A 24,986-nucleotide genomic window follows, 5' to 3' on the forward strand; every position below is an offset into this window, starting at 1 on the left:
ACTAAAGTAAAATAATAATGAGTAAAAACAATTTATTCGCAAGTTTTGCAATCATCCTGTTAGGATTTGCATCATGTCAGAGTGGAAATCAACCGCAAGCGGGCAAAAGTCCAATGCCATTCCCTGTGCAAAAAATTAAAGAATCAAATGTAACTACATATAAGGAATATGCAGCTAATATTGAAGGAGTTCAAAACATAGAAATCAGGCCAAAAGTTGATGGCTATGTCTCTCAGATTTTTGTTGACGAAGGCCAGCAAGTTCAAAAAGGACAACTCCTTTTTAAATTGAGTGCCGAAACCCTTAACCAACAGGCAAATGCTGCAAAGGCCAATATACATGTAGCAGAGGCTAAAGTTGTTTCTTCGCAAGTTGAAGTTGATAAAGTTAAACCATTGGTAAAGAAGAACATCATCAGCCCGGTACAATTAAAAACAGCCGAAAGCAACCTGCATGCAGCTAAAGCTCAATTAATTGCCGCCAAAGCTCAATACCAAAATGCAAAAGAAAACCTCGAATATACGATTATTAAAAGTCCGGTTGATGGTATCATTGGTAATATACCATTTAAGGTTGGGAGTTTAGTTGGGAGAACAGAAAATCAGCCATTGACAACAGTATCTAATATTAAAAATGTATATGCTTATTTTACCTTAAACGAAAAGCAACTATTACAGTTTAATCGTCAGCTAAATGGTAGCAGCGTTAATGAAAAAATTAAACAATTGCCAGAAGTTGAATTGGTTTTGGCTGATGGCTCGCTTTACGACCAAAAAGGAAAAATTGAAACGATTAATGGTATGGTCAATCCAAGAACCGGAAGCATTAGATACAGAGCAATTTTTCCAAACCCCAATAATTTGCTTCGAAGTGGCATAAGTGGTAAAGTAAAAATACCGAATAGAGTTAAAAATATAATACTGCTCCCACAGAAGTCGACATTTGAGCTTCAAGGTAAGAAGTTTGTTTACCTTGTGGATAAAGAGAATAAGATTAAATCGAAAGAGGTTTCAATCGATCTTGCTACAGATACTCATTACATCGTATCCAATGGTGTTGAATCAGGACAAAAGTTTGTTCTTGATGGATTAATTAAACTTCGTGAAGGAATGGAGATCATTCCTCAGACTGAAAATAATACACAATCCAACGCAGCATTTTCTAAAAAGTAAGATATTATACCAGTTTTATTATGAATCGAGCATGATTAAAATTATTAAACATACACGATAATAATTTTAATCATGCTCGATTCATCTTGAATTTATTCGAACTAGGTTTATTATAATTTTCAAATAAAAACATGTTACAAAAATTTATTGAACGGCCGGTATTATCGACCGTAATATCCATACTTATAGTCATTTTAGGGATTCTTGGGCTAACTTCTCTACCAGTTCAACAGTTTCCTGAGATTGCACCTCCAACCGTACAAATACGTACTTCATATCCAGGTGCAAATGCTGAAACACTGCTAAAAAGTGTGGTAATTCCAATCGAGGAAGCCGTTAATGGAGTCGAAGGAATGACCTATATGTCATCTACATCAAGTAACTCCGGAATTGCAGAGGTTAATGTTTATTTTGAATTAGGAACTAATGCTGATATTGCATCGGTAAATGTTCAAAATAGAGTTGCAACAGTAAATAGCCAGTTGCCTGCGCAAGTAATTCAATCAGGTGTAACTACAAGAAAAGTACAAAGTGGTGTTTTGATGTTCTTTGCATTATACACCAACAAAGACAATTTTGATGATACATTTGTTGAAAACTATGCCAAAATTAACCTGATCCCGATTATAAAAAGAATTAATGGAGTTGGGGATGCCAGGGTTTTTGGTTCTCGTGATTATTCGATGCGCATTTGGCTTAAGCCAGAAAAAATGGCTGTTTATGGCCTAACTCCTCAGGATGTTGTGAATGCACTAAACGATCAAAACCTTGAAGCTTCTCCTGGTAAATTTGGAGAAACCTCAGGTCAGGCTTTTGAGTATGTAATCCGCTATAAAGGGAAACTATCTTCACAAGAGGAATACGAAAATATAATTCTTCGATCAGATGGTGACAGCGATTTTCTTAGGTTAAAAGATGTAGCCAAAATAGAGCTGGGTGCACTTAATTACACAACAAAAAATATCACAAATGGTAAACCCTGTGTTGCCATAGGTATATACCAAACAGCTGGTTCAAATGCACAAGAAATTATTCAGGAAATTGAGCAAACGCTGGAAAAAGAACAAAAGAATTTCCCAAAAGGTATTAATTATGTAATTCCCTTTAATACTAATGATTTTTTAGAGGCATCAATTGATCATGTAATTAAAACGTTAATTGAAGCTTTTCTTCTGGTATTCCTTGTTGTTTTCATATTTCTTCAAGATTTTAGATCAACATTAATTCCAGCCATAGCTGTACCTGTGGCTATTATAGGTACATTCTTTTTCTTGCAACTATTTGGCTTTTCAATCAATATGCTTACTCTGTTTGCCTTGGTATTGGCCATTGGAATTGTGGTTGATGATGCTATTGTGGTAGTTGAAGCAGTACATGCTAAACTTGAAGAAGGTGCTGAAAATGCTAAGAAGGCTACTATTTCTGCAATGAATGAAATTTCAGGAGCCATTATTTCCATCACCTTAGTAATGTCGGCAGTATTTATTCCAGTATCATTCCTCGACGGTCCAACAGGAGTGTTTTATCAGCAGTTTGCAATTACTTTAGCAATAGCAATTCTTATTTCCGCTATTAATGCACTTACATTAAGTCCGGCATTAAGTGCATTGCTATTAAAACCCCATAATCCTGGAGATGCGCATAAAAAAGGATTGGCAAATCGTTTCTATATAGCATTCAATACCGGATTCAATACGCTTACAGATCGTTATGCCAACTCAGTTAAATTTCTAATAAAAAGAAAATGGTTAACCGGTGTGATTCTATTATTCTTTATAAGCTTAGCAGTTTGGTTCTTTAAAACAACGCCAAGTGGCTTTATTCCCAATGAAGATCAAGGTATCATATTTTGTGACATTACTTTGCCCCCGGGAAGTACATTGGATCGCACTTTTGAAGTTTGCAAAAATATAGAGAGCATTCTTGATGAAATGGAAATAGCAAAAGAAAACCAATTTATTGCAGGTTTCAGTCTTCTAAGTCGTTCAAGGGGTGCAAATAAATCATTTGGAGTTATCAAGCTAAAAGATTGGAGCGAAAGAAAAGAAGATCACGAAAAAGTTCAGGCCGTTATTAGACAATTATTTGGTAAAACAGCTGGAATTAGAGAAGCACAAATTGTGTTCTTTTCACCCCCAACCGTATTAGGATATGGTAGTTCCAATGGTATTGAAATGCGTTTGCAGGACAAAACAAATGGTACATCCGAAGATTTGATGACCAATAGTAAAAAATTCCTTATGGCATTAAATCAACGTCCCGAATTCCAGTATGCCATTACTTCGTTTAACACAGGTTACCCCCAATATAAAATGGATGTAAATGTAGAAAAAGTTAAAGAAGCCGGCGTATCGGTAAGAAATCTATTCTTAACCCTGCAGGGATATTATGGAAGTTGGTATGCTTCGGATTTCAACCGCTTTGGAAAACAATACCGTGTTATGGTACAAGCCTCGCCTGAAGACCGAGAAACCATAGAATCTCTCAATCATATATTTGTCAGAAATACAAAAAATGAATTGGTTCCTGTTAGTCAATTTATTAACATGAAAAAAGTCAACGGTCCCGATTTCATGAATAGGTTTAACCTATTTAATTCTGCAACAATAAACGCCAATATGAACCCTGGCTATAGCACTGGTGATGGAATCAATGCAATACGCGAAGTAGCAGCACAAACCTTACCTGCAAATTATGGCTATGAATTTTCGGGGATGGCACGAGAAGAAGAGAAATCTGGGAACAAAGCAATTATAGTATTCATTTTAAGTTTGATATTTGTTTACTTCCTGTTGTCGGCGCAATATGAATCATATATTCTGCCATTCTCCATCCTGCTATCTCTTCCTATAGGGATATTTGGAGGTATTTTCTTTGTTAAAATGGCTGGCTTGGAAAATAATATTTATTTCCAGGTTGCCCTGATCATGCTAATTGGCCTATTGGCGAAGAACGCCATTTTAATTGTAGAATTTGCAATACAACGCCGAAAGCATGGAATGAAACTAATTCAAGCGGCTGTTGAGGGTGCAAAAGCTCGTTTACGTCCAATTCTTATGACTTCTTTCGCTTTTATACTCGGTTTGTTACCACTTATGCTTTCGAACGGAGCTGGTGCTGTTGGTAACCGATCAATAGGAACGGGTGCAATTGGTGGAATGTTAATAGGAACTGTTTTTGGGGTCTTTGTTATTCCTGTATTCTTTTTGATTTTTCAAATCATACAAGAAAAAATTAGCGGAGCTCCAAAACCTGAAGAAAACGAATTGGAAACAGCAGAATAAATATTAATCATGAGAAAAAGATATATAATCATTAGTCTGGTGATGGCAGCATTCAGCTTACAATCCTGCTTTGTTGCTAAAAAATACCAGCAGCCTCAAGTCGATATTCAAGATCAGTACAGAAATGTATCAACTACCGATTCCACCACCCTTGCCAATATGCCTTGGAATCAACTTTTTACTGATGCAAACTTAAATGCACTGATCAAAGAAGCTCTTCATGCTAATTTAGACCTTCAGATGGCTATTGAACGTGTAATTGCCGCAGAAGCATATTATAAACAAGGAAAAATGGGCTATTTGCCTACTTTAAATTTAAATGCCAATGCGGGAAATTATGAGGCATCTGACAACAGTCCGTCCGGAATAGCTAACGGAGGAAATGGACCGAACTATGAAAATTACCAATTGAATGGTTCTATCTCATGGGAAGCTGATATTTGGGGAAAAATAAGAAGCAATAAAAGAGCTTCCCGGGCGGCATATTTACAATCTGAGGCATCAAGAAGGGCTATTGAAAGTAGTTTGGTAGCAGATATGGCGTCGGCATACTATCAGCTCTTAGCACTGGATGCACAAGTTGAAGTCGCCAAACAAACAGTAACTACCCGAAGAGAAAGTTTGGAAACCATGATCAGCTTAAAAGAAGCCGGACAGGTAACCGAAGCTGCTGTAAAACAAACAGAAGCACAATTGTATAGCACCCAAATTTTATTACTTGACCTAGAGCAAAATGTGGCTTTATTGGAAAATACAATCTCTCTCTTATTGGGGCGAAATCCAAGCACTATCGCAAGGAGCAATCTGAAAGATCAGGAGATAAAAATACAGCTTCATACTGGTTTCCCGGTACAATTGTTAAGAAATCGTCCGGATGTTATGCTTGCAGAATATGGCTTAATTCAAGCATTTGAATTGACAAACGTATCCAGAAGCAATTTCTATCCCAGAATTAGTGTGAGTGCCAATGCAGGATTTGAAAGTGTAAACTTTGAGGATTGGTTCGATTCGGGATCTGTTTTCAGTAATATTTTAGGAAATCTTAGTCAACCAATTTTTAACAAACGTAGCGTAAGAACACAGTACGAGGTAAGTAAGGCCAGACAATCGCAAGCAAAGCACAACTTTAAAAAAGCAATTTTAAATGCAAGTAGAGAAGTTTCTAATGCTTTGTATGGCTATCAAATTGAACAACGCATTTTTGAAATCAGAAAAAAAGAACTCAAAGCTTTAAGCAAAGCTGTTCAATATTCCGAAGAGTTGCTAAATAATGCCTATCAAAACACCACTTACCTCGAAGTGTTAACGGCAAGAAGCAATGCTTTATCTTCAGAAATCAATCTGATAGATTCTAAATACAAACAGTTAAATGCTATAGTAGAGTTGTACAAGGCACTAGGCGGTGGCTGGCAAAAAGAATAAAGTGAAATAGGGTGAACCTATCCATAGCAAATGAAACAGGTTTATACTGGTTTTTTAATACAATGATCTGTTCACATCCTTTTTCTAATATCTTCATTCATTAAAGATTCAACAGCATCGATTCTTAAGGAGTCGATGCTGTTTTTTTAAAGGATTCGACACAGAGTAAGCACTTTCAACATATGGTTGACATGCACAAACTAACTCACAGGATAAATTGCAGATGGGTTGTTTTGTAAATCCTTAACTCCTTAAACCCAAATTGTAATAAACTAAGTTTGATTAATACCATTTCTAAACCAAAAATTTAAATGTGTCTCCTGTTAAAGTTGCAAGTTGAGTACTTGATTTTACAATTATTTCATCTAAAAACAAGCACCTGAAGAACACATTCGAAATAAGGCTCACAGTGGTAAAACATTCATACCATCACTCATGTGAGAGCATCAAACGTTTTTGAAATTGGTAAACATGAATTGGAAAATAAAATATCAATCATTTTGATTCAGAATTGGCATAACATAGATACAAAAAAAGCTGTCCATATAATATAGACAGCCTCTTTAATTTCATTTGTCATGTAGAAGGAAACCGCAAGATTAAAATAATTATTTTATCATGCTCGTTTCATTTATATATTAACAAATTAGCCTTTCTTCACTTTATCAAGCTCCATAGCCAACTGATCAACCAATTCGCCTAATTGGTTAATAACCGCCATAATGGTTTCAGGCTTTGACAAATCAACTCCAGCTTTTTTCAACTGTTCCATTGGGAAGTCATTTCCTCCCGACTTCAATAATGTTAAGTATCTTTCCAAAGCAGCTTTCCTATCCTTCTTATCTCCTTCCATTACATCCTTGTACAACTTAGCTGACGAAGCAAAACAAGTTGCATATTGATATACGTAAAATGGAGAACCATAGAAGTGAGGAATTCTTGTCCATGGATAGTTTGAATATTTAGTTTTCTCTGTAGCATCGCCATAATACTCATTTGCAATATCTCCCCAAACATTGGTTAATATATCAGCGTTTACTGGTTTTCCCTGCTCAACCATTGAGTGTACCTGGTATTCGTAATCTGCAAACATGGTTTGTGCATAGAAAGTACCTATAATAGCTTCAATCGCCTGAGTTAACAAAGCAATTCTTTCATTAGGATCCTTAGTAGTTTCCATCATATGATCCAACAATAATCTCTCGTTAAAAGTAGATGCTACCTCAGCAACGAAGATTGTATATTTATGAGTTGCAAATGGTTGATTTTCGTTAGATAGTGTTGTATGCATTGTATGCCCCAACTCATGTGCCAATGTAAATACGTAATTTAATGTTTCGTCATAGTTCAATAACATGTATGGGTGAACTCCATACACACCTGCTGAAAAAGCACCCGTTCTTTTACCAGGATTTTCATAAACATCTAACCAACCACTTTCAGTTGCCTTTTTAAGTTTAGCCTGATAGTCTTTACCCAATGGAAGTACCGATTCCACTACGATATCAACTGCATCCTCATATGGATAGTTTTTGCTAAAATCAGTCAAGCTGATGGAACCATCAAAACCATAATATTTCTCAAGACCCAAAACTTTCTTTCTAAGCTCGATATACTTGCGCATTGGAGCCGTATGTTCCCTAACTGTCTTAATTAGGTTCAGATACACATCTTTAGGTATGTTATTGCCTTCTAATGAAGCATCCAAACATGATTCGTAATTTTTAGCACGAGCAACTGCCCAATTCGCTTGAGCAATCCCATTGTAAATGGCAGCATATGTATTTTTGTTCTTATAATAAACATCATACATTGCTTCGTAAACTTTTCTGCGATCTTCCTGGTTTGGATTATTGGTAACAATTTGCGAGTAAACACCTGGTGTTACCTTTACTTTTTTACCATCAGACAATTCAACTTCCTGAAATTCGATATCAGCAGTTGATAATGCTTTAAACACATCACTAGCAGTACCTGTTACTTGAGAGTAGTATGAAAGCAATTGCTCCATTTCTTCGCTTAGCACATGTTTCTGCAAGCGATACATGTCCATTAAATTGAACTTATGATCTTTCAATGCAGGATTTGAATCAATCCATTCTTTCATCGTGGCTTCCGGAATTTGAATCATTTCGGGAGAAATCCAGGCAGTAACAGTACCAAATTTTGCAAACATTAGCTGTACCTTCTGCAATTTTGCCATTAGCTCCATGTTGCGCTGATCAACGGTGCTTTGAAATGCCACAAACTGATACACTTTGTAAGCCTTTTTCATTAAATCTTCCTGAACAGCCAACATCTTAGCCAAATTCTCAGAGCTTTCGCCCAACTTACCTTTAAAAGTCTGGATTTGCTTCATATCATTCGAAATTGCATTAAAATCAACTTCCCATGCTTCCCAACTTTCGTAGATATCAGAGAAATTCCATTTGTATTTAGCCGGAATCTCTTCGCGTGATTCATAATGTACCTGAGCAGTTGCTTGCCAAGCAGTACATGCTATAAGAAGAGCCATTGTAATAATTCTTCTTACATTCTTTAATCTTGTATTCATTTTGATAAGTATTATATAGTTATTGTTTCCTACTTCAGGCAAATATAAAGCTATAATTACAGACACCCCTTGTATCTTAAATCTATTTTCAAGTATTTTAGACGATCACTCAAATAGGTCGTTATTCCGCATTATTTAAAGGATGTATTAACTTGAGCTCAATCAATGCCTGTATTGCAAGCGTCCACTAACTTAATCCAATCATTTTTCTTTTAAATCATTCGAATTATAGATAAACGACAAGCGAATGAGAATCCTTCGTTAATTAAGGTTAATTTTCACTCGATCTTTCATTGAAAATGCACATTTCGCTGTCATAAGATTATCTTTACGTAAATTTTTATAGCAGCATCTTAATCGAAACAAGTATAATTAATTTGACCTTGCTGTTTCCTCTCAATAATAATTGGGATGGCAAATGAAAGAAAATGACAACAAGATGAATATAACAACCAAATTACTACTGGTAAGCACTTTTTTACTCCCCATACATTTACCAGCGCAAACCATGATGTTTAGTGCAAATCCTCTAAAGAAAAATGAGCTTTGTGCTTTTGTTCGTTTTCAACATTTCGAAACCAAGGAAAAATACAATTGGAACTTGAATGAATGGCAAGATTTAACTGCCGACAAAGAAACAGTTAAAAGCATGTACTTGCCCATGATTGGATACGGAATCAATCATAAACTATCGGCCTTTGCACAATTTCCCATTTACCGACAAATCCAAAATCATATTTCAGATTCCTATTTTAACGAAATCCTTTTAATGTCGCGCTATGCACTTATTCCCGCCTCGGGTAAAAAATCCGGCATAAGTTTAATCGGGGCTTTTCGGTTTCCTACCGAATCGGCAGCACACAACCCATTTGCTGATGGAAGTATTGATATAATTCTGGGTGAAATTTTTTCTACCAAATGGTATGGCAAATGGCGAACTCATATCAAATCGGAATATGCCATTACCACTAAAAACGACGCTAAAATTAATCCGGGTGACGAATTTAAAGTTTTGCTCAAGCAAGGATATAAATGGTGGAACATCCAGCTTTACGGGATTACAAAGTACATTCGAAAGTTTAAATCTCGCAATTTAGATGATTCCAAAGTGGATCATTCCCAATCATATAAACTGGTACATTTGTTAGGAGCCGACTGGAAGATCTATAAGAATTTTATTTTTAAATCGAGAATAGAAATTCCAAGTATTGCCAAAGGAGGATCGAATTATCATCAGAAGTTTAGCTGCGATTTGGTTTATTACATTTAAGCAGAAATTCAATGAAGAAAAGCATTATTAGCATCAGTTCATTACTTATCATCTTTTTAATTTGGTTTCTGGTGGCCTTTTTTACCAAAGAAATTAGAGATGTAGATTTTCCCAATCCTTTTTCCACTCTTAAAGGTTTATTGCATAACCTGCAAGGAGAGAAAATTTACGATTACTCGATCTATCAGCATACCTTTACAAGCTTGGGACGCTGGGCTTTCGCTTATTTAATGGCTGTTATTGTTGGAATTTTACTTGGTTTCTTTCTCGGAGTATATCCCCTGCTGCATAAATTATTCATGCCATTTGTATATGCCATACAATTGGTTCCCGGTCTTGCCTGGATACCAATCGCATTATTGCTTTTTGGTTTAGGAAGTACCTCTACACTGTTTATGATTTTTATTCTTGGTGTAATCCCAATCATTATCACTAGCTCATCAGGAATTCGAGAAACATCTCCAGAACTTATCAGTACAGCAACATATATGGGTGCAAATAAAGCGATGTTGTTCAAACATGTTTTGTTGCCATCATCCGTTTTTCATATAGTTGATGGCATGCGAATTGCCCTTTCCAGTTCATGGAGGGTGCTAATCGCTGCCGAAATGATTGTGGGCAAAGGTTTAGGTCTGGGTTATATCATTATTCAATCGCGCTGGTCTTTGGATTATACCTCATCATTTATATCTATTATTATCATTGTAAGCATTGGATTAATAGCAGAAAAATTGGTATTCGAGAAAATAGAAAAACATCTGCGCCTAAAATATGGATATAAGGAATAATATCAATTAATATGTACTTGGAATTACAAAACATATCGAAAACCTGGAAAAACAAAACTGGCGATAATTACAGTTTGCAAGATATTTCCTTAAGCATTTCCCGAAACGAGTTTGTTTGCATTATTGGGCCAAGTGGTTGTGGAAAAACAAGTTTACTAAAAATAATGTCAGGAATTGTGACTCCTGATTCTGGTGAAGTAATCCATAACGATAAAGTTGTGGAAAAAGCAGCCAATGGTCATAGCATGGTTTTTCAGGAACCTTCGCTTTATCCATGGAAAACAGTTGTAGAAAATATCGAATTGGGACTGATCTTCCAGAAATATCCCAAACAGGAACGGAAAAAAATCGTATCCGAAAAAATAAAACTGGCAGGACTCGAAAGCTTTGAAAATCTTTATCCTCATCAGCTTTCGGGTGGTATGAAACAAAAAACACAATTGGCTCGGGTATTGGCTTTAAATCCTGATATTGTATTTCTTGATGAGCCATTTGCAGCAATGGATGAAGTCCTTAAAAACAAGTTTGACAACTACCTGTTAAAGCTGTGGGAAAAAGAACAGAAAACATTTGTTTTGGTCACCCACTCTATAGAAGAAGCTCTTTTTCTTGCCGACCGAATCATATTAATGAGTCCTGATCCCGGAAAAATTCAATTGGAAAAAGAAATAGATTTGCCACGACCGCGTGATCTGTTTTCAAAAGATATTGTAGAACTACGTAAATCCCTACGCAATGAAATTTCAAAATTTTACTAAAACTTTAGTAATCATACTAACATCAACACTTATTTTAAGTGCGTGCTCAAGGCAAGATCAGAAACTTAAACTGATTTTTCCGAAAAAAGTAAACTACGAGTCGTTTATTATTGCAAAACATTTGGGCTATTTTGGCGAAAACGTGGAAGCAATAACCGTTAAATCTGGTATAAATGCTGCCGAAGCAATGACTTTAGGAGATGCAGATATGGCGGCCATGGGCGATGGCCCTACGGTTATTCTTCTGTCCAAAAACAAAAACACCTCTATTGTAACCCGATATGCCAAAGGTGAAAGAATTCACCGCTTAATTGCTGCTCATACAATCAAAAGTTCCAGTGATTTGAAAGGGAAAAAAATTGGCATTCAGATTGGATCGAGTACACATGCAGCTTTGTATGCATGGTTGGCAAACAAGCACTTTACCTCAGATGACGTAGAACTTGTGCCAATGAATCCATCAAATATGCCAGAGGCAATGAAAAGCAAACAGTTGGATGCCATTGCCGGAAGTGAACCCTGGGGATTAAATGTGGAAAAATTATGCAAGGATGAGGTTCATGAACTAGCCAATTTAAGCAATCCCGAAAATCACTCTCCCCACATATTGGTTGCTAAAAACAAGGTATTGTCCTCGCAAATTGAAACTGTGCAAAAAGTGGTGGAAGCTTTAAAAAAAGCAAATCAATTCATAAAGGAAAATCCTGATGATGCAGCAAAGATTGCAGCCAAATACATTGGGTTAAATTTTACAGATGAAGCCAAGTGCATTTCACGATTAGATTGGACTTTAGGCTGGGACAAAAGCGATAAAAATAGCATTAACAACACCGCCCGGTTTTTCTTAAAATCAAAGAAAATTAATGATATTCCAGATATTGAGAACAGATTAAATCTGTTTTATTGATTCGCAAAAAAATAAACTATAGCCTAATAAGCCTTAGTTCATGCCCTATGCTGATAAACCTATGAAGAATTTGGATAATTAAATCGAAATGCTTTATCATTGCATTCAAATCACAACTAAATTGAATATACAATGTCTGAAAACTACAAGTTCGTGCAAAATACAAAGTGCGAATATTTCCCATGCCATGAATGTAAAAACACAGCTGAGTTTAATTGTTTGTTTTGTTATTGCCCTTTGTATATGTTAGGCAACAAATGTGGTGGTAATTTTTCGTATACCGAAAATGGAATTAAAAACTGTGCCGATTGCACATTACCTCATTCAAAAGGAGGATATGATCATGTAATGAGCAAAATGGGTCTGGTAATGGAAAAAGGAAAAAAAAGAGATTAATACCAATATTTCTATTCACAACAGGTCTTCTTCTCAGATCTAAATAGGTTTAAAAGAACCGAAACAAAACAAATTTGCGTAATGGCTGCAATACCAGCCATAAGCATCATAAAACCACCAAGAAATAATGCATATAAATTCTCACCAATCAAAAACATGTAACCACTAAGAGACAGAACAATAGCCCCAAATGCACAACCAAAGCTTCTTGCCGAAGCCAATGGAGGTACTTTTACTTTTGCAAACAGATTGTATACCCTATCGTACATGCTATTCCTCGAAAATGCTCCTACCAAAGTTGTAGCTGCTGCCAACCACATAATGTATGGGGAATGAAGAAATAAACCTACAGATGTTAAAACAATACAACTAATAGGCGTTACGCGCATGGCCTTTTTTAGATTCATTGATTCCTGTTCACTCATAGGACATTGTAACTGATCATTGATTCGCTTGGCTTCTTTTTTCATGATTCATTAATGAGTTGTTAATGCAAAACTAATAGCATTTTCATCTGCTTATAATTTTTCCCATTTGCAAGATGGAAGCAACAAGATCAAAATAATCATTAGTGTGTGTTTAATCATTATTTTAATCAGGCTCGTTTCTTCAAAATACTTGAATGCACCAGCAAATATATAATAAATATAACTTTCTGTGGATAGAATTTTACGTCGAACTCACGTTAATTATAGAATGGAGATGTATAAAAGGCACGAGCTGATTGTCGTTCTGAGTATCAGGGAAAATCTCAATGCATAAAAAGCAGCTGTTTCGCTTAGTTCAAAATCCCAAAAAGTTATTGATCTTACTTCCTGCACAGCTTTATTAGGCTTTGTAAGCGGTATTATGCCCGTTAGAGTTGCGATTTGGCAGGACGATTGCATTTAATGGGCAGCTTCATTGACAAGCATAATCTGATTTTGAGATAAAGAAATGCCTTCCATTATTTCAATCCAAACCCCTTCGCCTGTTTCCATAACATCAACAATTAAGGTATAAATACGTTGATAGGCCTTCGCACTACTGCTCAAAAAACCTTCTTCCATAATATTGTTACTTACCCCATCGCCTACTAAAATACATGCATCTATATCTTTTGTTGTATTGCCAAGATGAATGTAAATAAAATCAAAATCAGGCACGTCAATAAGTTGCAACATTCCCCTATGAATACTAGGAAATTTCTGGCCATACCGATGATTCTGACCTCCTTCGCTTCTTAATGTAATTCCATATCTTCCGGTCGGAATGCAGGTTTTTCCAGGTATTTTTTCATCACGAACAGCATCTTCCAAAGTATAACAAGCAAAATATCCATCGATATATAACATCCCTAATGTAGATGTAGGTGACATACTGTATCTTATTAATTGTAGGTTCATAATGTTAAAATATAAAGCAAAGGAAATTAAATATAATAAGGAGAAGATAAAAAGTCAATAGCAAAAGTCAATCTTTAATTAATAATATATTTTTTTAGTGATTGACTATTATACTGGGAGTGTTCAATTTTATTTATTAGTTTTGCACTTGCAATAACCCTGTTGCATTTTGCGCAATGTTATGGGTTTACTGACATTACCATGCTGCGCAAAACCAGCAACAGAGTTTATTGTTTCTTAAGAATAGTGAGCCAATATTATACGAGCCCTTTGGTTCACTATTCTTTTTAGCTAGTTTCTGGCAAATCTTCTTCTACAGGTTCATTTTTAAGATATCGATACTTAAAACCATAAGATCTCATTACTCTTCGGGTGGTAGAGCTTGATTTCTTTCTCAAATTAAAGTGCAAATACTCTGCTACCTCTCTAATTAATTCATCAACAGGCTCGCGCATTTGGCTAATTTCAAATTGAACTTCCTGATAGGAACTGTCAGCCGGACCAACATCTTTCAATTCTTTTCTTGCATTTAGCAATTCAGTTTCAACCTCAGCTGCTGTTGGGTTTTCCATGGCAGGAAATCCTTTTTCCACTGCTTTTGCTTCACCGCTAATAATATGTTCGGCAGCATTTAATAATTTTCTTTCCGTTTTTATATCAGGAATATCACCATTAAAACTTATGTTGTAAAGTCCAAAAATATCAGCTTTATGTTCTAAACGATATGTTCTTCGTTTTAAAACTTCGTAAAAATCACGAACATAACGCTCAACACGATCCATAGACTCATTTTTCTCTCTAACCTCCCTATGTCTTTCGGTTAAAAGAGAAGAACCTTTTAGGTAAACCGACTTAAAATCAGTAAGGGTACTTTTTAAATTGACGACAATATTTTCGGGCAAATAATTTTTACCTTTGGCGATGTCGCTTTCCGCCATACCTGTGCAAGCCTCCAAAAACTCAAGGCGAAATGCATCAGAACTCGGGTATTCCAAAAATGGCATATACAAACAATTTAAGGGTTAAACATGCGGATTACCAAAGTAGTAATCCATTATCTAAAAAAATTTTGTGAGTCTGGAATATACATCCGACAACAATCTATGTGGGTTTCTGGTAACAGGAAGCAGCCGCAGCTCAAATCGCGAAAGGCTTCGTGTAACACGAGGGGAGTAAATCCCTGAGACTTAACAGGCTTCTGTCACCAAAAATGGGCTACTCCTGAAATCGGCAAAGGTTCTTGGTGCCAAAAAGATACTCCGACTGAAATCGGCTAGGGTTCTTGGTACCAAAAAGATACTCCGACTGAAATCGGCAAGGGTTTTTGGTGCCAAAAATGGGCTCCGACTGAAATCGGCAAGGTTTTTTGGTGCCAAAAAGTGAGTCCTTCTTGAATCTCAGACGATTTTTAATTCAGGAATATATCTTTTGGGAAGTCTCACGAACCGCAATTCCAATCAGCTCGTGTTTGCTGTGATAATAAAACAAAGTAGTGAGTCAATAAGTAGTAGCATAATTGTTAATTTTAAAAATCCCTCTATTCACTATTTCGATATGAAATAGGTGTTGAAAGTAAAATTATTGTTTCAAATATCAAAACTTTATCGAAACTATTTTGTTAATACAATAATTAAAAAACAGAAACTACGCCTATTTGTATTGTTTTTTTTATGATCTTTTTGTTTGTAGATGATATGATGATTACATTTAGCCTGGCAAGAGCAAAACAAAGCTAAAACTGGAGCAACTCTATTCGCAAAACATGAAACGAACATGATTAAAATAATTATTCATCATATAGGCAATGATTGTTTTGATTTTGGGGCTTTCATCCCACAAATAAAAAATTACAAACAGAAAAACAATCAAAAATAAAATTTGAATGCAAGATCAAACAATCATCATCATCTTTGCAGTAATCGTTGCCATTGTATTTTTAATGGTATTTTTCTTTAGCAAAAAAGCGATTGTAAAACGCAAATTAAAGCAATCAGAACGAAAGAGTCTTTCTGATTTTAGAAGTGGCGAAACCGCCCGAATAGTTGGGAAAGTTAAATTTGTTGAAGATCCCTTAATTGCCCCTCTAAGCGGACGCCGGTGTTCCTACTACCATATATTGATAGAACAAAAGAAATCAAGCGGAAAAAGTTCAACTTGGTATACCCTTGTTAATGAAGAAAGAAACAGCAAATATTTAATTAAAGATGGTAGCAAATATGCTTACATAAACGATTCTTTTTTGAAATCATACATTGTTTACGATGCCAAGTACCGTTTAGGCTTTTTAAACGATCCTACTGAGAATATGGAATCTTTACTAAGTAGTAAAGGAATTGATACGACAGGTTTCTTTGGGCTTAACAAAACCCTTAGGTGCAAAGAGGGAGTTCTTGAACAGGATGAGGAAATTGCAATATACGCTCATGGTGAATGGAAAGATGCACTAACACTTGGTCTACACGAAAAATATGGTAAAGTTTTAGAATTAACTGCCACTGGCGAAGAAGTCATTTATTTGAGCGATGATCCGGATACTACAAAGGAAAATAAAGATAAGCATGCCTCGAATAATAAAAAACAAGAAGCAAAAAGAGAGCGATACAGGAAATAGCCGTGTAGTGCTTTATATCATAGGCCGTCAACGCTTGAAAACCCCGACAGTGCTATAAAAGAATTAAACTGTGTAAACTCCCTACCACTTCTGCTTTAATCTTTATATTATCATTCATGGGTTCATATTGTAACTTGACAAGCTTAGACTGTAATTTCATCAACAACAATAAGGCTTATATTATAAAACAGCATTTGCAGAAGCTTAATTTTGTATGTTTACATACCATAAATTAAATAACAAATCATATGAAAAAACTTTACTACTAGTTGCCGTACTATTTGTTGGTACAAGTTTATTTGCTCAAGATGTTAAATTCGGTTTAAAAGGTGGTTTAAACTTTGCAAATTTTAAAGGAGATGATCCAGACGGTGATGTCAAAACAGACATCTATCTTGGTGGTTTTTTAAGAGTTGAATTAACCGAAACTATAGATTTTCAACCTGAATTGGTATATTCTCGTCAAGGAATGAAAGTGAAAGAAGATGGAGTTGATGGAAAGTGGAAGACGAACTATTTAAACCTACCATTACTTCTTAGAGCCAGTATGTTTCAATCAGAAAGTTTTCATGGTATTTTTGGCCCACAAATAGGATTTCATTTAAGCTCAGAAGTAGAAGGCTCGGAAGGTGATCTTACTCAATCTGTTGATGTAGATGATATGATGAGAGGTATTGATTTTTCATTAGCTTTTGGCTTTGAATATGACATTAACGAACAGTTTTCTATTGGATTAAGATATAACTTAGGTCTTTCAGAGATTATTGATTATGAAGACCTTGAATCCGATGCTAAACATTCAGTATTTCAATTAGGTGCTTCCATTGCATTTTAGAATATAAATACTTTAAAATATTAAACCTGTTCTTTTGGACAGGTTTTTTTTGCTTTAAACCATCTTCCTTTATCAATATTTATAGGAACAAAGCATATAAAAACTATTTTTGTCGCAAATTTCCATTTGGAGACCAACAAAAAATAGAAAAGCAAAAGAAATGATTGACTTTATAGTTGCTGAAGATAAATGCATAGAATGTGGCCTTTGTAAAGATGATTGTCCGGTTGGTATCATCAAGCTTACTCCTAAAGCTTCAATCGCAAAAGAGAAAGAAAAAAACTGTTTAAAATGCCAGCACTGCTTGGCAATATGTCCAACGGCAGCAATTTCTATCTTGGGCAAAAAACCCGAAGATTCGGTTTCTTGTAAAGCTGAATTACCTTCGGCCAATGCCATAAGCAATCATATCAAAACCAGAAGATCCATTCGAAAGTTTAAACCCGAAAATGTAGATCAAGATTTAATTCAACTAGTAATAAAAATCGCCTCTCATGCTCCGACCGGGCACAACGATAATGCAGTTTTATTCTCGCTTATCGATAATATTGAAGACATGAATATGTTACGGGATTCCATTTATGGAGCCATTGAGAAAGCTGTGGCTGAAAATAGGCTTCCTAAAAAATACATCTCCTTGGCATCCTTTCAAAAGGTTTGGGAAAAAACAGGAATGGATATCATTTTTAGAAACGCCCCTCACCTACTCATTGCTACTGCTCCGGCAAAAAATGCTTCGCCTAAAGTTGATTCATTAATTGGCTTAACTTATTTCGAATTTGCTGCCAATGCCAATGGATTAGGAACACTTTGGAATGGAATGATCACTTGGGTAATTGAAGAAATAGACCAATCGATACGAGATGTAATTGGCATTCCACGAGACCATAGCATTGGGTATACGCTATTATTTGGAAAACCTGCTATAAAATATGCAAGAGGAATTCAATCGGAAGGTTTGCATGTAAATCGCATCAGTTTAGCCAAAAATTAATTTCTTTATCCGTTACCCGAATAGGAATTGTTTTACTGTAAGATGTAATAAGTCCCCTTAGCAAGTGTGTAGCATCCTGTTTTTTAAGCGCAAACGCTTGCAAAACCCCAAGTATCTATCTAAATAACGTGAGTTCGACGTAAAATTCTATCCACAGAAAGTTATATTTGCGATAGATTGGCATTAAAAATTTGGAAAGAATAGCGGGTTATTTTGAGGAATTTTTAATGTGAAGATGTCGTAAAGAGAACTTTCCATTATGTGTTTGCCTGCTTTCGGCATAAATCTCCTCAAATCTTCTTGAAATATCTCGATATTCCTTCGAAAATTTGAGAAAATTTCTACTCAAAATCAGTGCAAACTGTGAACGAATTTTACCTCGAACTCACGTTATTTAGCTTGACAGAACTCAAAATTCTCAATACAATCTACGACTCGTTTCATATTAATACTGATATTAATCTAGAATTTGTTTTGATATTAATGGATGTTTCTATTTAACGCATCATGGTTAAATAGTAAAATTACATATGATGCATTGTATTGCTTTATTTTATTGATTTTTTATTTAGAATATATATAAACTAGCACAGAGTTAAATTGCAATCCACACATTACAAAACTCCACATTTACCGTATAATGGAACATGCAGCGCAGCCTTTATTTAGAAAAATCATAACAGTTTGGTATTGCACAGCAAATAATTTGTATGTTCCTTTGCGCTCGAAAGGGAAAAAGGACAAAAATGTCCTGTTTATTTACCAATCAAAATTGTTCATTTTTTTTGGACAGTAATCGCAAATTTAACAATTGAAAAGCAAGCATGATTAACGCCAACAATTCGAGACATCCAAAATTTGAATTATTGACTTGATCAAAGTGGAAGGTTCAATCTTTAAACTATTACTAGCAATGGTAAAAACGCAATTTAAAGCCGGCGAATGGCAAAAGACAATTAACGTTAGAGATTTCGTTAGCAACAATCTAACCTCATACACTGGGGATGCATCATTCTTAAGTGGTGCTACTGAACGTACCAAGCAACTATGGCAAATTTGTCTTGATGCTGTTAAGGAAGAGCGTGCCAACAATGGAGTTCGTTCTATCGATACAGAAACTGTTTCAACAATTGCCTCGCATGGTGCAGGTTATATCGACAAGTCTTTGGAGATAATCGTAGGATTACAAGCCGATGAGTTGTTGCGCAGAGCAATGAAACCATATGGTGGTATTGCAGTTGTAGAAAAAGCTTGTAAAGAGCAAGGTCTTGAAGTATCAGATCGCGTAAAAGATATTTTCCGCAATTTTGCAAAAACTCACAACGATGGAGTTTTTGACGCATATACTGCCGAGATTCGTAAATTTCGTTCGTTGGGATTCCTAACCGGATTGCCCGACAACTACGCACGAGGCCGTATAATTGGTGATTACCGTCGCGTTGCTCTTTATGGTATCGATCGTTTGATTGAGGCTAAAAAAGAGGACTTGGCCGGATTAATCGGTCCGATGACTGAAGGCCGCATACGCTTACGCGAAGAAGTTGCAGAACAAATCAAAGCCTTAGGTCAAATTAAAGAATTGGGCGCCAAGTATGATTTAGAATTGGGTCGTCCTGCCGAGACTGCTCAGGAAGCAATTCAGTGGACCTACATGGGATACCTTGCTGCTGTAAAAGAACAGGATGGTGCTGCTATGTCATTGGGTAATGTTTCTACTTTTCTTGATATTTATATCCAAAGAGATTTGGAAGAAGGAACTATTACCGAAGAGTTTGCACAGGAAATGATAGATCAATTCGTAATGAAATTGCGCATGGTTCGTCATCTTCGTATGAATGCATATGATGAGATTTTTGCCGGTGACCCAACTTGGGTAACCGAATCGATTGGTGGCAGAACCATAGATGGAAGGTCAAAAGTTACAAAAACTTCTTTCCGATTCTTGAATACCCTATACACCTTGGGTCCATCTCCGGAACCAAACATGACAGTGCTTTGGTCTGATCAATTGCCTGAAGGATTTAAAAAGTTTTGTGCACAGGTTTCTATCGATACTTCATCCATCCAATACGAAAACGATCAGTTAATGACTGATACTCGTAATTCCGACGATTACGGTATTGCCTGTTGTGTATCCTACCAGGAAATTGGTAAGCAAATTCAGTTCTTTGGTGCACGCTGTAACTTGGCTAAAACCTTATTATTGGCGCTAAATGGTGGCCGTTGCGAAAAAACCGGCACTCTGTTAATCCACGGCATTCCTGCAATAAAAAGCGATGAGTTGAACTTTGATGAAGTGATGGCTAACTACAAAATTGCAATGAAGGAAATGGCTCGTGTATACAACGAGTCGATGAACATCATTCACTACATGCACGATAAATACTACTACGAAAAGGCTCAAATGGCATTGGTTGATACAAATCCTGCTATCAATTTGGCATATGGTATTGCTGGTCTTTCAATTGTTACTGACTCTCTTTCTGCAATAAAAAATGCTAAAGTAACTGCCATTCGTAATGAAGAAGGATTGACTTGTGACTTTAAAATTGAAGGTGAATTCCCATATTACGGGAACGATGATGATCGTGCAGATTGTTTTGCCGTTGAAATACCGAAAATCTTCAATGGCTTGTTAAAAGACCTAAATACTTATAAAAATGCAGAGCCAACAATGTCTATCCTAACCATTACTTCAAATGTTGTTTATGGTTTAAAAACAGGAGCTACTCCTGATGGAAGAGCTGCTGGTGTTCCCTTTGCTCCGGGTGCAAACCCAATGCACGGTCGCGACACCAACGGGGCAATTGCTTCTTTGAACTCAGTTGCTAAAATCGACTATGCCGATTCATTGGATGGAATCTCAAATACATTCTCAATTGTTCCTAAGTCATTAGGAGCTTCAGCTGATATTCGTCAGGATAACTTGGTTACAATGATGGATGCATACTTTATAAAAGGAGCTCATCACTTGAATGTAAACGTGTTGAATCGTGAGATGCTGGAAGATGCTATGGAACGTCCTGAAGAATATCCGCAATTAACCATTCGTGTATCAGGATATGCTGTAAACTTTGTGCGTTTGACTCGCGAGCAACAGCTTGAGGTAATCTCAAGAAGTTTCTTCGAAAAAATGTAAGAGCGTTTTAAACATTTATATCGAGATCCGGGAGTATTTTATACCAGTATTATACTTTCCGGACTCGTTTTTTATTTGAGAGTTCACATTCTCAATCATTCATCAACTAATCAGCCATGTTAAACGTTCATTCATACGAATCGTTGGGAACTTACGATGGTCCCGGAATTCGTTTGGTAGTATTCCTGCAAGGGTGTGCATTCAAGTGTCTATACTGTGCAAATCCAGATACCATTAATTTTAAGGGAGGTACCCCTACTCAACTCGAAGAAGTGATGAGAAAAGCACGAAACCAGCGTCCGTTTTTTGGCAAGCTTGGTGGGCTAACCATTTCGGGAGGTGAGCCATTATGGCAAGCTGCTGAATTAAAGAAACTATTCAAACAACTTAAGGATGAAGATTTTAATACTTGCATTGATACCAATGGTAATGTTCTTAACAATGATGTTAAGGAATTATTATCGAATACCGATTTGGTTTTGCTTGATATTAAACACATCAACCCCGATTGGCATGTGAAAATTACGGGTAAACGGAACGATACGACCTTAAAATTTGCCAAACATCTTCATGAGCAAAATACTAGAACTTGGTTGCGCTATGTTTTGGTTCCCGGATATTCCGATCAGCCAGAATATTTGCATGAAATGGGCAAACATTTTCAGCAATACACCAACATAGAAAAACTTGAAATTCAACCATATCACAAATTGGGAGTTCATAAATACGAACATTTAAATTGGGAATACAAGTTAGAAGGAGTACCAGAAAATACAATTGAACAATTAGAGGCTGCAAAAGAAATTCTAAGTCTGTATTTTAAAGAAGTAATCATTAATTAATTTCCAAGTAACGCATTACAATTCTCATAAAACACAATCCTGTAATTATTAATTCATAATTTACATGACATATAAAGATATCAATGAAATTATTGAAGTGGCAAATCCCAAAATCGAAGTATCGATTAAGGAGCAAAACAACTTCAATTCTCCTAACGAAATTGTTGAGGTTATAAATCACACTGCTAAAGTAAAGAAAGAAACATCGGTAAATAAGACTTTTGTTTTGGCTTTATTGGCTGGTGGATACATAGCCATGGGTAGCCTTTTGGCACTGGTTGTGGGCGGTGCAATGCCTGGTCTTGCAGTCAGTAATCCAGGATTACAAAAATTCTTTTTTGGTGCGGTTTTCCCTTTGGGTCTGATCCTTTGTGCAGTAGCTGGCGCTGAATTGTTTACAGGTAACACGGCCTATTTTGTTCCATCAGTATTCTCAAAACGCATGTCGGTTAAAGTACCCTTAAAAAACTGGGGTATTGTTTACATCGGAAATTTTATCGGATCAATAATCGTTGCTTACTTTCTGGTATATCTTACAGGTGCTATCATGAATTCACCTTCAGTTGATTCTGCCATAAATATTGCTATTGCCAAAACTTCAAATCCCTTCTACAAAACCTTTTTAAAAGGAATTGCCTGCAACTGGATGGTAGCATTAGCAATGTGGTTGGCTTATGCCTCAAAGGATATTGCAAGTAAAGTTTTAGCCATATGGTTTCCGATAATGGCTTTCGTAGCAATGGGGTTTGAACACTGTGTAGCCAATATGTTTTTTATTCCTGTGGCTATTTTCCATGGCGCAGATATTACTTGGTTGGATTTCGTAATAAAAAACCTCATCCCTGCCACTTTGGGCAATATTGTTGGCGGAGCACTATTTGTAGGAACTGCTTATTGGTATGTTTACGATAAAAAGAAGTAATCAGAAATATACTCGCCGCTAGTCCTGATTTGCAATCAGGGCTTTTGGAGCTTAGGATTTTTAATTCGAAAAAAACTGTAAATAAGGTTAGGATTACACCCCCTTTATATGCACACGATAATCATTATTTTGACCTTATGGCTTCCTTCAGGCAAATGAAAAGAAATTATAAACAGATCGAGTCTTAGCTTGTTTTGAGAATAAACTCAAAAAAACAAGACTTATTTCATGTCAAAACAAGTTTGAAAAGATCAATAAAGCTGTATTTATCAGTCAATTACTTAAAAAATGCTTTATTTTTTGATTAAAATTACTCCTTAATTTAATTAAGTGATTAACCTCAGTTAAATGTTAATCTATTGAGACTCTATTGTTAATTTATTTATTTCTATCTATTTGTTCGTGAGTTTATTTGATGGAATGCATAAGCAGTTCGTGAATTGAAGTTTTGAATTATGACACTAAACATAGGTTTATTATATTGATTTGCAGAACATTGAGACTTTCGGTTTTTTCTAATCAACTCTTTGATCTCATTTTGGATCTTGTAGTTTTGCCCTTTAAACAATGCGAGTTCTACATGATCAGAAAGATTAAATACTTATTTGCTCTTACATCGAAAAAACGATTCCTTAGGTATCTAAAAAACAGAGGTGTTAAGATGGGTAAAAATGTCTATTTTAAGAATGTAAAAACAATAGACATTGATCTTACGCGGCCATGGTTGATAGAAATAGGAGACAATGTATTCTTTAATAAGAACTTTACATTGCTCACTCACGATGCTGTATCGAGATTATATAAGGAGAAGTACAACGATTTTCTGCCCCTTCATTCCACCGGAAAAGTAACCATTGGGAATAATGTATCATTTGCAAGGCAAGTTACCGTGCTAAAAGGAGTTACCATTGGAGATAATGTATTTGTAGGTCATGGTTCTTTAGTGTCAAAGGATATCCCATCAAATTGTATTGCAGTTGGAAGGCCAGCTACACCTGTATGCTCACTCGATCAATATTACGAAAAAGCCAGAACAAGGTATGCCGAGGAGATGAAAGCGCACTATTATCACATCAAGAACACCGAAAATAGAGAACCTACCATCGATGATTTTAAAAATGAATATTCCTTATTTATTAATGGAGATAAGATTGATGAGTTTATAGAGTCTTTAGATAAGAAATCTGGTAAATGGGTTAGAAACAACATCGGCAAATCATATGAATATTATAAAAATCATCATAAAGCCATATTTAATGGTTTTGATGAAATGATTACCAGTTTTAAAGGCTAGTTAGAACTTCGCAGAATATCCTAAACAATCTGCTTTCCGCACAAATCGGCACACCTTTATCTGCGTATATCTGCAAGAAAATTTGTGAATCCCTTTTTTCAGATTTAAATTTTTCGGATTAAAAATCCCAAGCTCCAAAAGTCCTGATTACAAATCAGGACTAGCAACGATAGTATAGATGAGCCTGTAAAAATATCATTCGCACAAGTACAAATAGAGGATCAACTTTTCACTTTAAATACTTTTCTTAGTATATCGTCCATTAAACACCATTTTGATATGGATGACTGTAATAGATTTGCACCTACAAAGGCAGTTAGCAACAACCAATTCATGTTTACATAGAATGCCAACAGAACACTTATTAATACGATTGTTCCGGCAATTGCTCTAATCATTCTTTCTCTCATAAT

General features: G+C 35.8%; 20 protein-coding genes. 15 read left to right on the forward strand and 5 right to left on the reverse strand.

Translation table 11 applies throughout. The features are described 5' to 3' along the window. Positions 1 to 17 precede the first annotated feature (17 nt). From ACO05S_RS18255 to ACO05S_RS18265, 3 genes are all read left to right on the forward strand, one after another. A complete protein-coding gene (locus ACO05S_RS18255) occupies positions 18 to 1,172 on the forward strand; it encodes an efflux RND transporter periplasmic adaptor subunit (protein WP_421919451.1) in 1,155 nt (384 codons plus the stop codon). A 131-nt stretch (positions 1,173 to 1,303) separates the two neighbouring features. Continuing rightward, positions 1,304 to 4,456: an efflux RND transporter permease subunit gene (locus tag ACO05S_RS18260; RefSeq protein WP_421919452.1), complete on the forward strand. Its 3,153-nt coding sequence runs from the start codon at positions 1,304 to 1,306 to the stop codon at positions 4,454 to 4,456. A gap of 9 nt (positions 4,457 to 4,465) precedes the next feature. Beyond that, on the forward strand, positions 4,466 to 5,878 hold the full coding sequence (locus tag ACO05S_RS18265; protein ID WP_421919453.1) for an efflux transporter outer membrane subunit: 1,413 nt from the start codon (positions 4,466 to 4,468) through the stop codon (positions 5,876 to 5,878). 646 nt (positions 5,879 to 6,524) lie between these two features. Here the strand turns inward: ACO05S_RS18265 and pepF are convergent. After that, on the reverse strand, positions 6,525 to 8,432 hold the full coding sequence (gene pepF / locus ACO05S_RS18270; RefSeq protein ID WP_421919454.1) for an oligoendopeptidase F: 1,908 nt from the start codon (positions 8,430 to 8,432) through the stop codon (positions 6,525 to 6,527). 439 nt (positions 8,433 to 8,871) lie between these two features. On the opposite strand from pepF, the gene ACO05S_RS18275 reads away from it, so the two are divergent. From ACO05S_RS18275 to ACO05S_RS18295, 5 genes are all read left to right on the forward strand, one after another. Beyond that, positions 8,872 to 9,702 carry a hypothetical protein gene (locus ACO05S_RS18275; protein ID WP_421919455.1) on the forward strand — a complete coding sequence of 277 codons (831 nt, stop codon included), beginning with the start codon at positions 8,872 to 8,874 and terminating at the stop codon, positions 9,700 to 9,702. An 11-nt stretch (positions 9,703 to 9,713) separates the two neighbouring features. Then, complete coding sequence (locus ACO05S_RS18280; protein WP_421919456.1) at positions 9,714 to 10,490, forward strand: ABC transporter permease; 777 nt, start codon at positions 9,714 to 9,716, stop codon at positions 10,488 to 10,490. 11 nt (positions 10,491 to 10,501) lie between these two features. Further along, positions 10,502 to 11,248 (forward strand): ABC transporter ATP-binding protein, encoded by a 747-nt coding sequence (locus ACO05S_RS18285; RefSeq protein WP_421919457.1) that lies wholly within the window; start codon positions 10,502 to 10,504, stop codon positions 11,246 to 11,248. Then, on the forward strand, positions 11,226 to 12,155 hold the full coding sequence (locus ACO05S_RS18290; protein WP_421919458.1) for an ABC transporter substrate-binding protein: 930 nt from the start codon (positions 11,226 to 11,228) through the stop codon (positions 12,153 to 12,155). The genes ACO05S_RS18285 and ACO05S_RS18290 overlap by 23 nt, the downstream gene beginning before the upstream one ends. 132 nt (positions 12,156 to 12,287) lie before the next feature. Beyond that, the gene (locus tag ACO05S_RS18295) at positions 12,288 to 12,551 is read left to right on the forward strand and encodes a cysteine-rich small domain-containing protein (RefSeq protein WP_421919459.1); all 264 of its coding nucleotides are present in this window, start codon (positions 12,288 to 12,290) and stop codon (positions 12,549 to 12,551) included. 11 nt (positions 12,552 to 12,562) lie between these two features. Here ACO05S_RS18295 and ACO05S_RS18300 read toward each other — a convergent pair whose 3' ends face one another. The 3 genes from ACO05S_RS18300 to ACO05S_RS18310 all read right to left on the reverse strand — a co-directional run bounded on the left by ACO05S_RS18300 (position 12,563) and on the right by ACO05S_RS18310 (position 14,940). Further along, positions 12,563 to 13,021 carry a DUF4395 family protein gene (locus tag ACO05S_RS18300; protein WP_421919460.1) on the reverse strand — a complete coding sequence of 153 codons (459 nt, stop codon included), beginning with the start codon at positions 13,019 to 13,021 and terminating at the stop codon, positions 12,563 to 12,565. A 417-nt stretch (positions 13,022 to 13,438) separates the two neighbouring features. Continuing rightward, positions 13,439 to 13,936 carry a DUF5675 family protein gene (locus tag ACO05S_RS18305; RefSeq protein ID WP_421919461.1) on the reverse strand — a complete coding sequence of 166 codons (498 nt, stop codon included), beginning with the start codon at positions 13,934 to 13,936 and terminating at the stop codon, positions 13,439 to 13,441. A gap of 287 nt (positions 13,937 to 14,223) precedes the next feature. Then, positions 14,224 to 14,940 carry a hypothetical protein gene (locus tag ACO05S_RS18310; RefSeq protein ID WP_421919462.1) on the reverse strand — a complete coding sequence of 239 codons (717 nt, stop codon included), beginning with the start codon at positions 14,938 to 14,940 and terminating at the stop codon, positions 14,224 to 14,226. A gap of 878 nt (positions 14,941 to 15,818) precedes the next feature. Here ACO05S_RS18310 and ACO05S_RS18315 point away from each other — a divergent pair. The 7 genes from ACO05S_RS18315 to ACO05S_RS18345 all read left to right on the forward strand — a co-directional run bounded on the left by ACO05S_RS18315 (position 15,819) and on the right by ACO05S_RS18345 (position 24,573). Beyond that, positions 15,819 to 16,547, forward strand: a complete 729-nt coding sequence (locus ACO05S_RS18315; RefSeq protein WP_421919463.1) for a hypothetical protein — start codon at positions 15,819 to 15,821, stop codon at positions 16,545 to 16,547. A gap of 214 nt (positions 16,548 to 16,761) precedes the next feature. Then, the gene (locus ACO05S_RS18320; protein ID WP_421919464.1) at positions 16,762 to 17,382 is read left to right on the forward strand and encodes a porin family protein; all 621 of its coding nucleotides are present in this window, start codon (positions 16,762 to 16,764) and stop codon (positions 17,380 to 17,382) included. Positions 17,383 to 17,542: 160 nt separating this feature from the next. Beyond that, complete coding sequence (locus tag ACO05S_RS18325) at positions 17,543 to 18,376, forward strand: nitroreductase family protein (protein WP_421919465.1); 834 nt, start codon at positions 17,543 to 17,545, stop codon at positions 18,374 to 18,376. Between the two features lie 913 nt (positions 18,377 to 19,289). Then, positions 19,290 to 21,515, forward strand: coding sequence for a formate C-acetyltransferase (pflB, locus tag ACO05S_RS18330; RefSeq protein ID WP_421919466.1), 2,226 nt, complete (start codon positions 19,290 to 19,292; stop codon positions 21,513 to 21,515). Positions 21,516 to 21,631: 116 nt separating this feature from the next. Beyond that, complete coding sequence (gene pflA, locus ACO05S_RS18335; RefSeq protein WP_421919467.1) at positions 21,632 to 22,357, forward strand: pyruvate formate-lyase-activating protein; 726 nt, start codon at positions 21,632 to 21,634, stop codon at positions 22,355 to 22,357. A 64-nt stretch (positions 22,358 to 22,421) separates the two neighbouring features. Further along, positions 22,422 to 23,279: a formate/nitrite transporter family protein gene (locus tag ACO05S_RS18340; protein WP_421919468.1), complete on the forward strand. Its 858-nt coding sequence runs from the start codon at positions 22,422 to 22,424 to the stop codon at positions 23,277 to 23,279. A gap of 580 nt (positions 23,280 to 23,859) precedes the next feature. Then, entirely contained in the window at positions 23,860 to 24,573 is a 714-nt protein-coding gene (locus ACO05S_RS18345) for an acyltransferase (protein WP_421919469.1), read from the forward strand. Between the two features lie 221 nt (positions 24,574 to 24,794). Here the strand turns inward: ACO05S_RS18345 and ACO05S_RS18350 are convergent, their stop codons facing one another. Continuing rightward, positions 24,795 to 24,983 carry a YgaP family membrane protein gene (locus tag ACO05S_RS18350; protein ID WP_421919470.1) on the reverse strand — a complete coding sequence of 63 codons (189 nt, stop codon included), beginning with the start codon at positions 24,981 to 24,983 and terminating at the stop codon, positions 24,795 to 24,797. Positions 24,984 to 24,986 lie beyond the last annotated feature (3 nt).

Origin of the sequence: Marinifilum sp., assembly GCF_965230805.1 — a bacterium.
Classification (GTDB): domain Bacteria; phylum Bacteroidota; class Bacteroidia; order Bacteroidales; family Marinifilaceae; genus Marinifilum.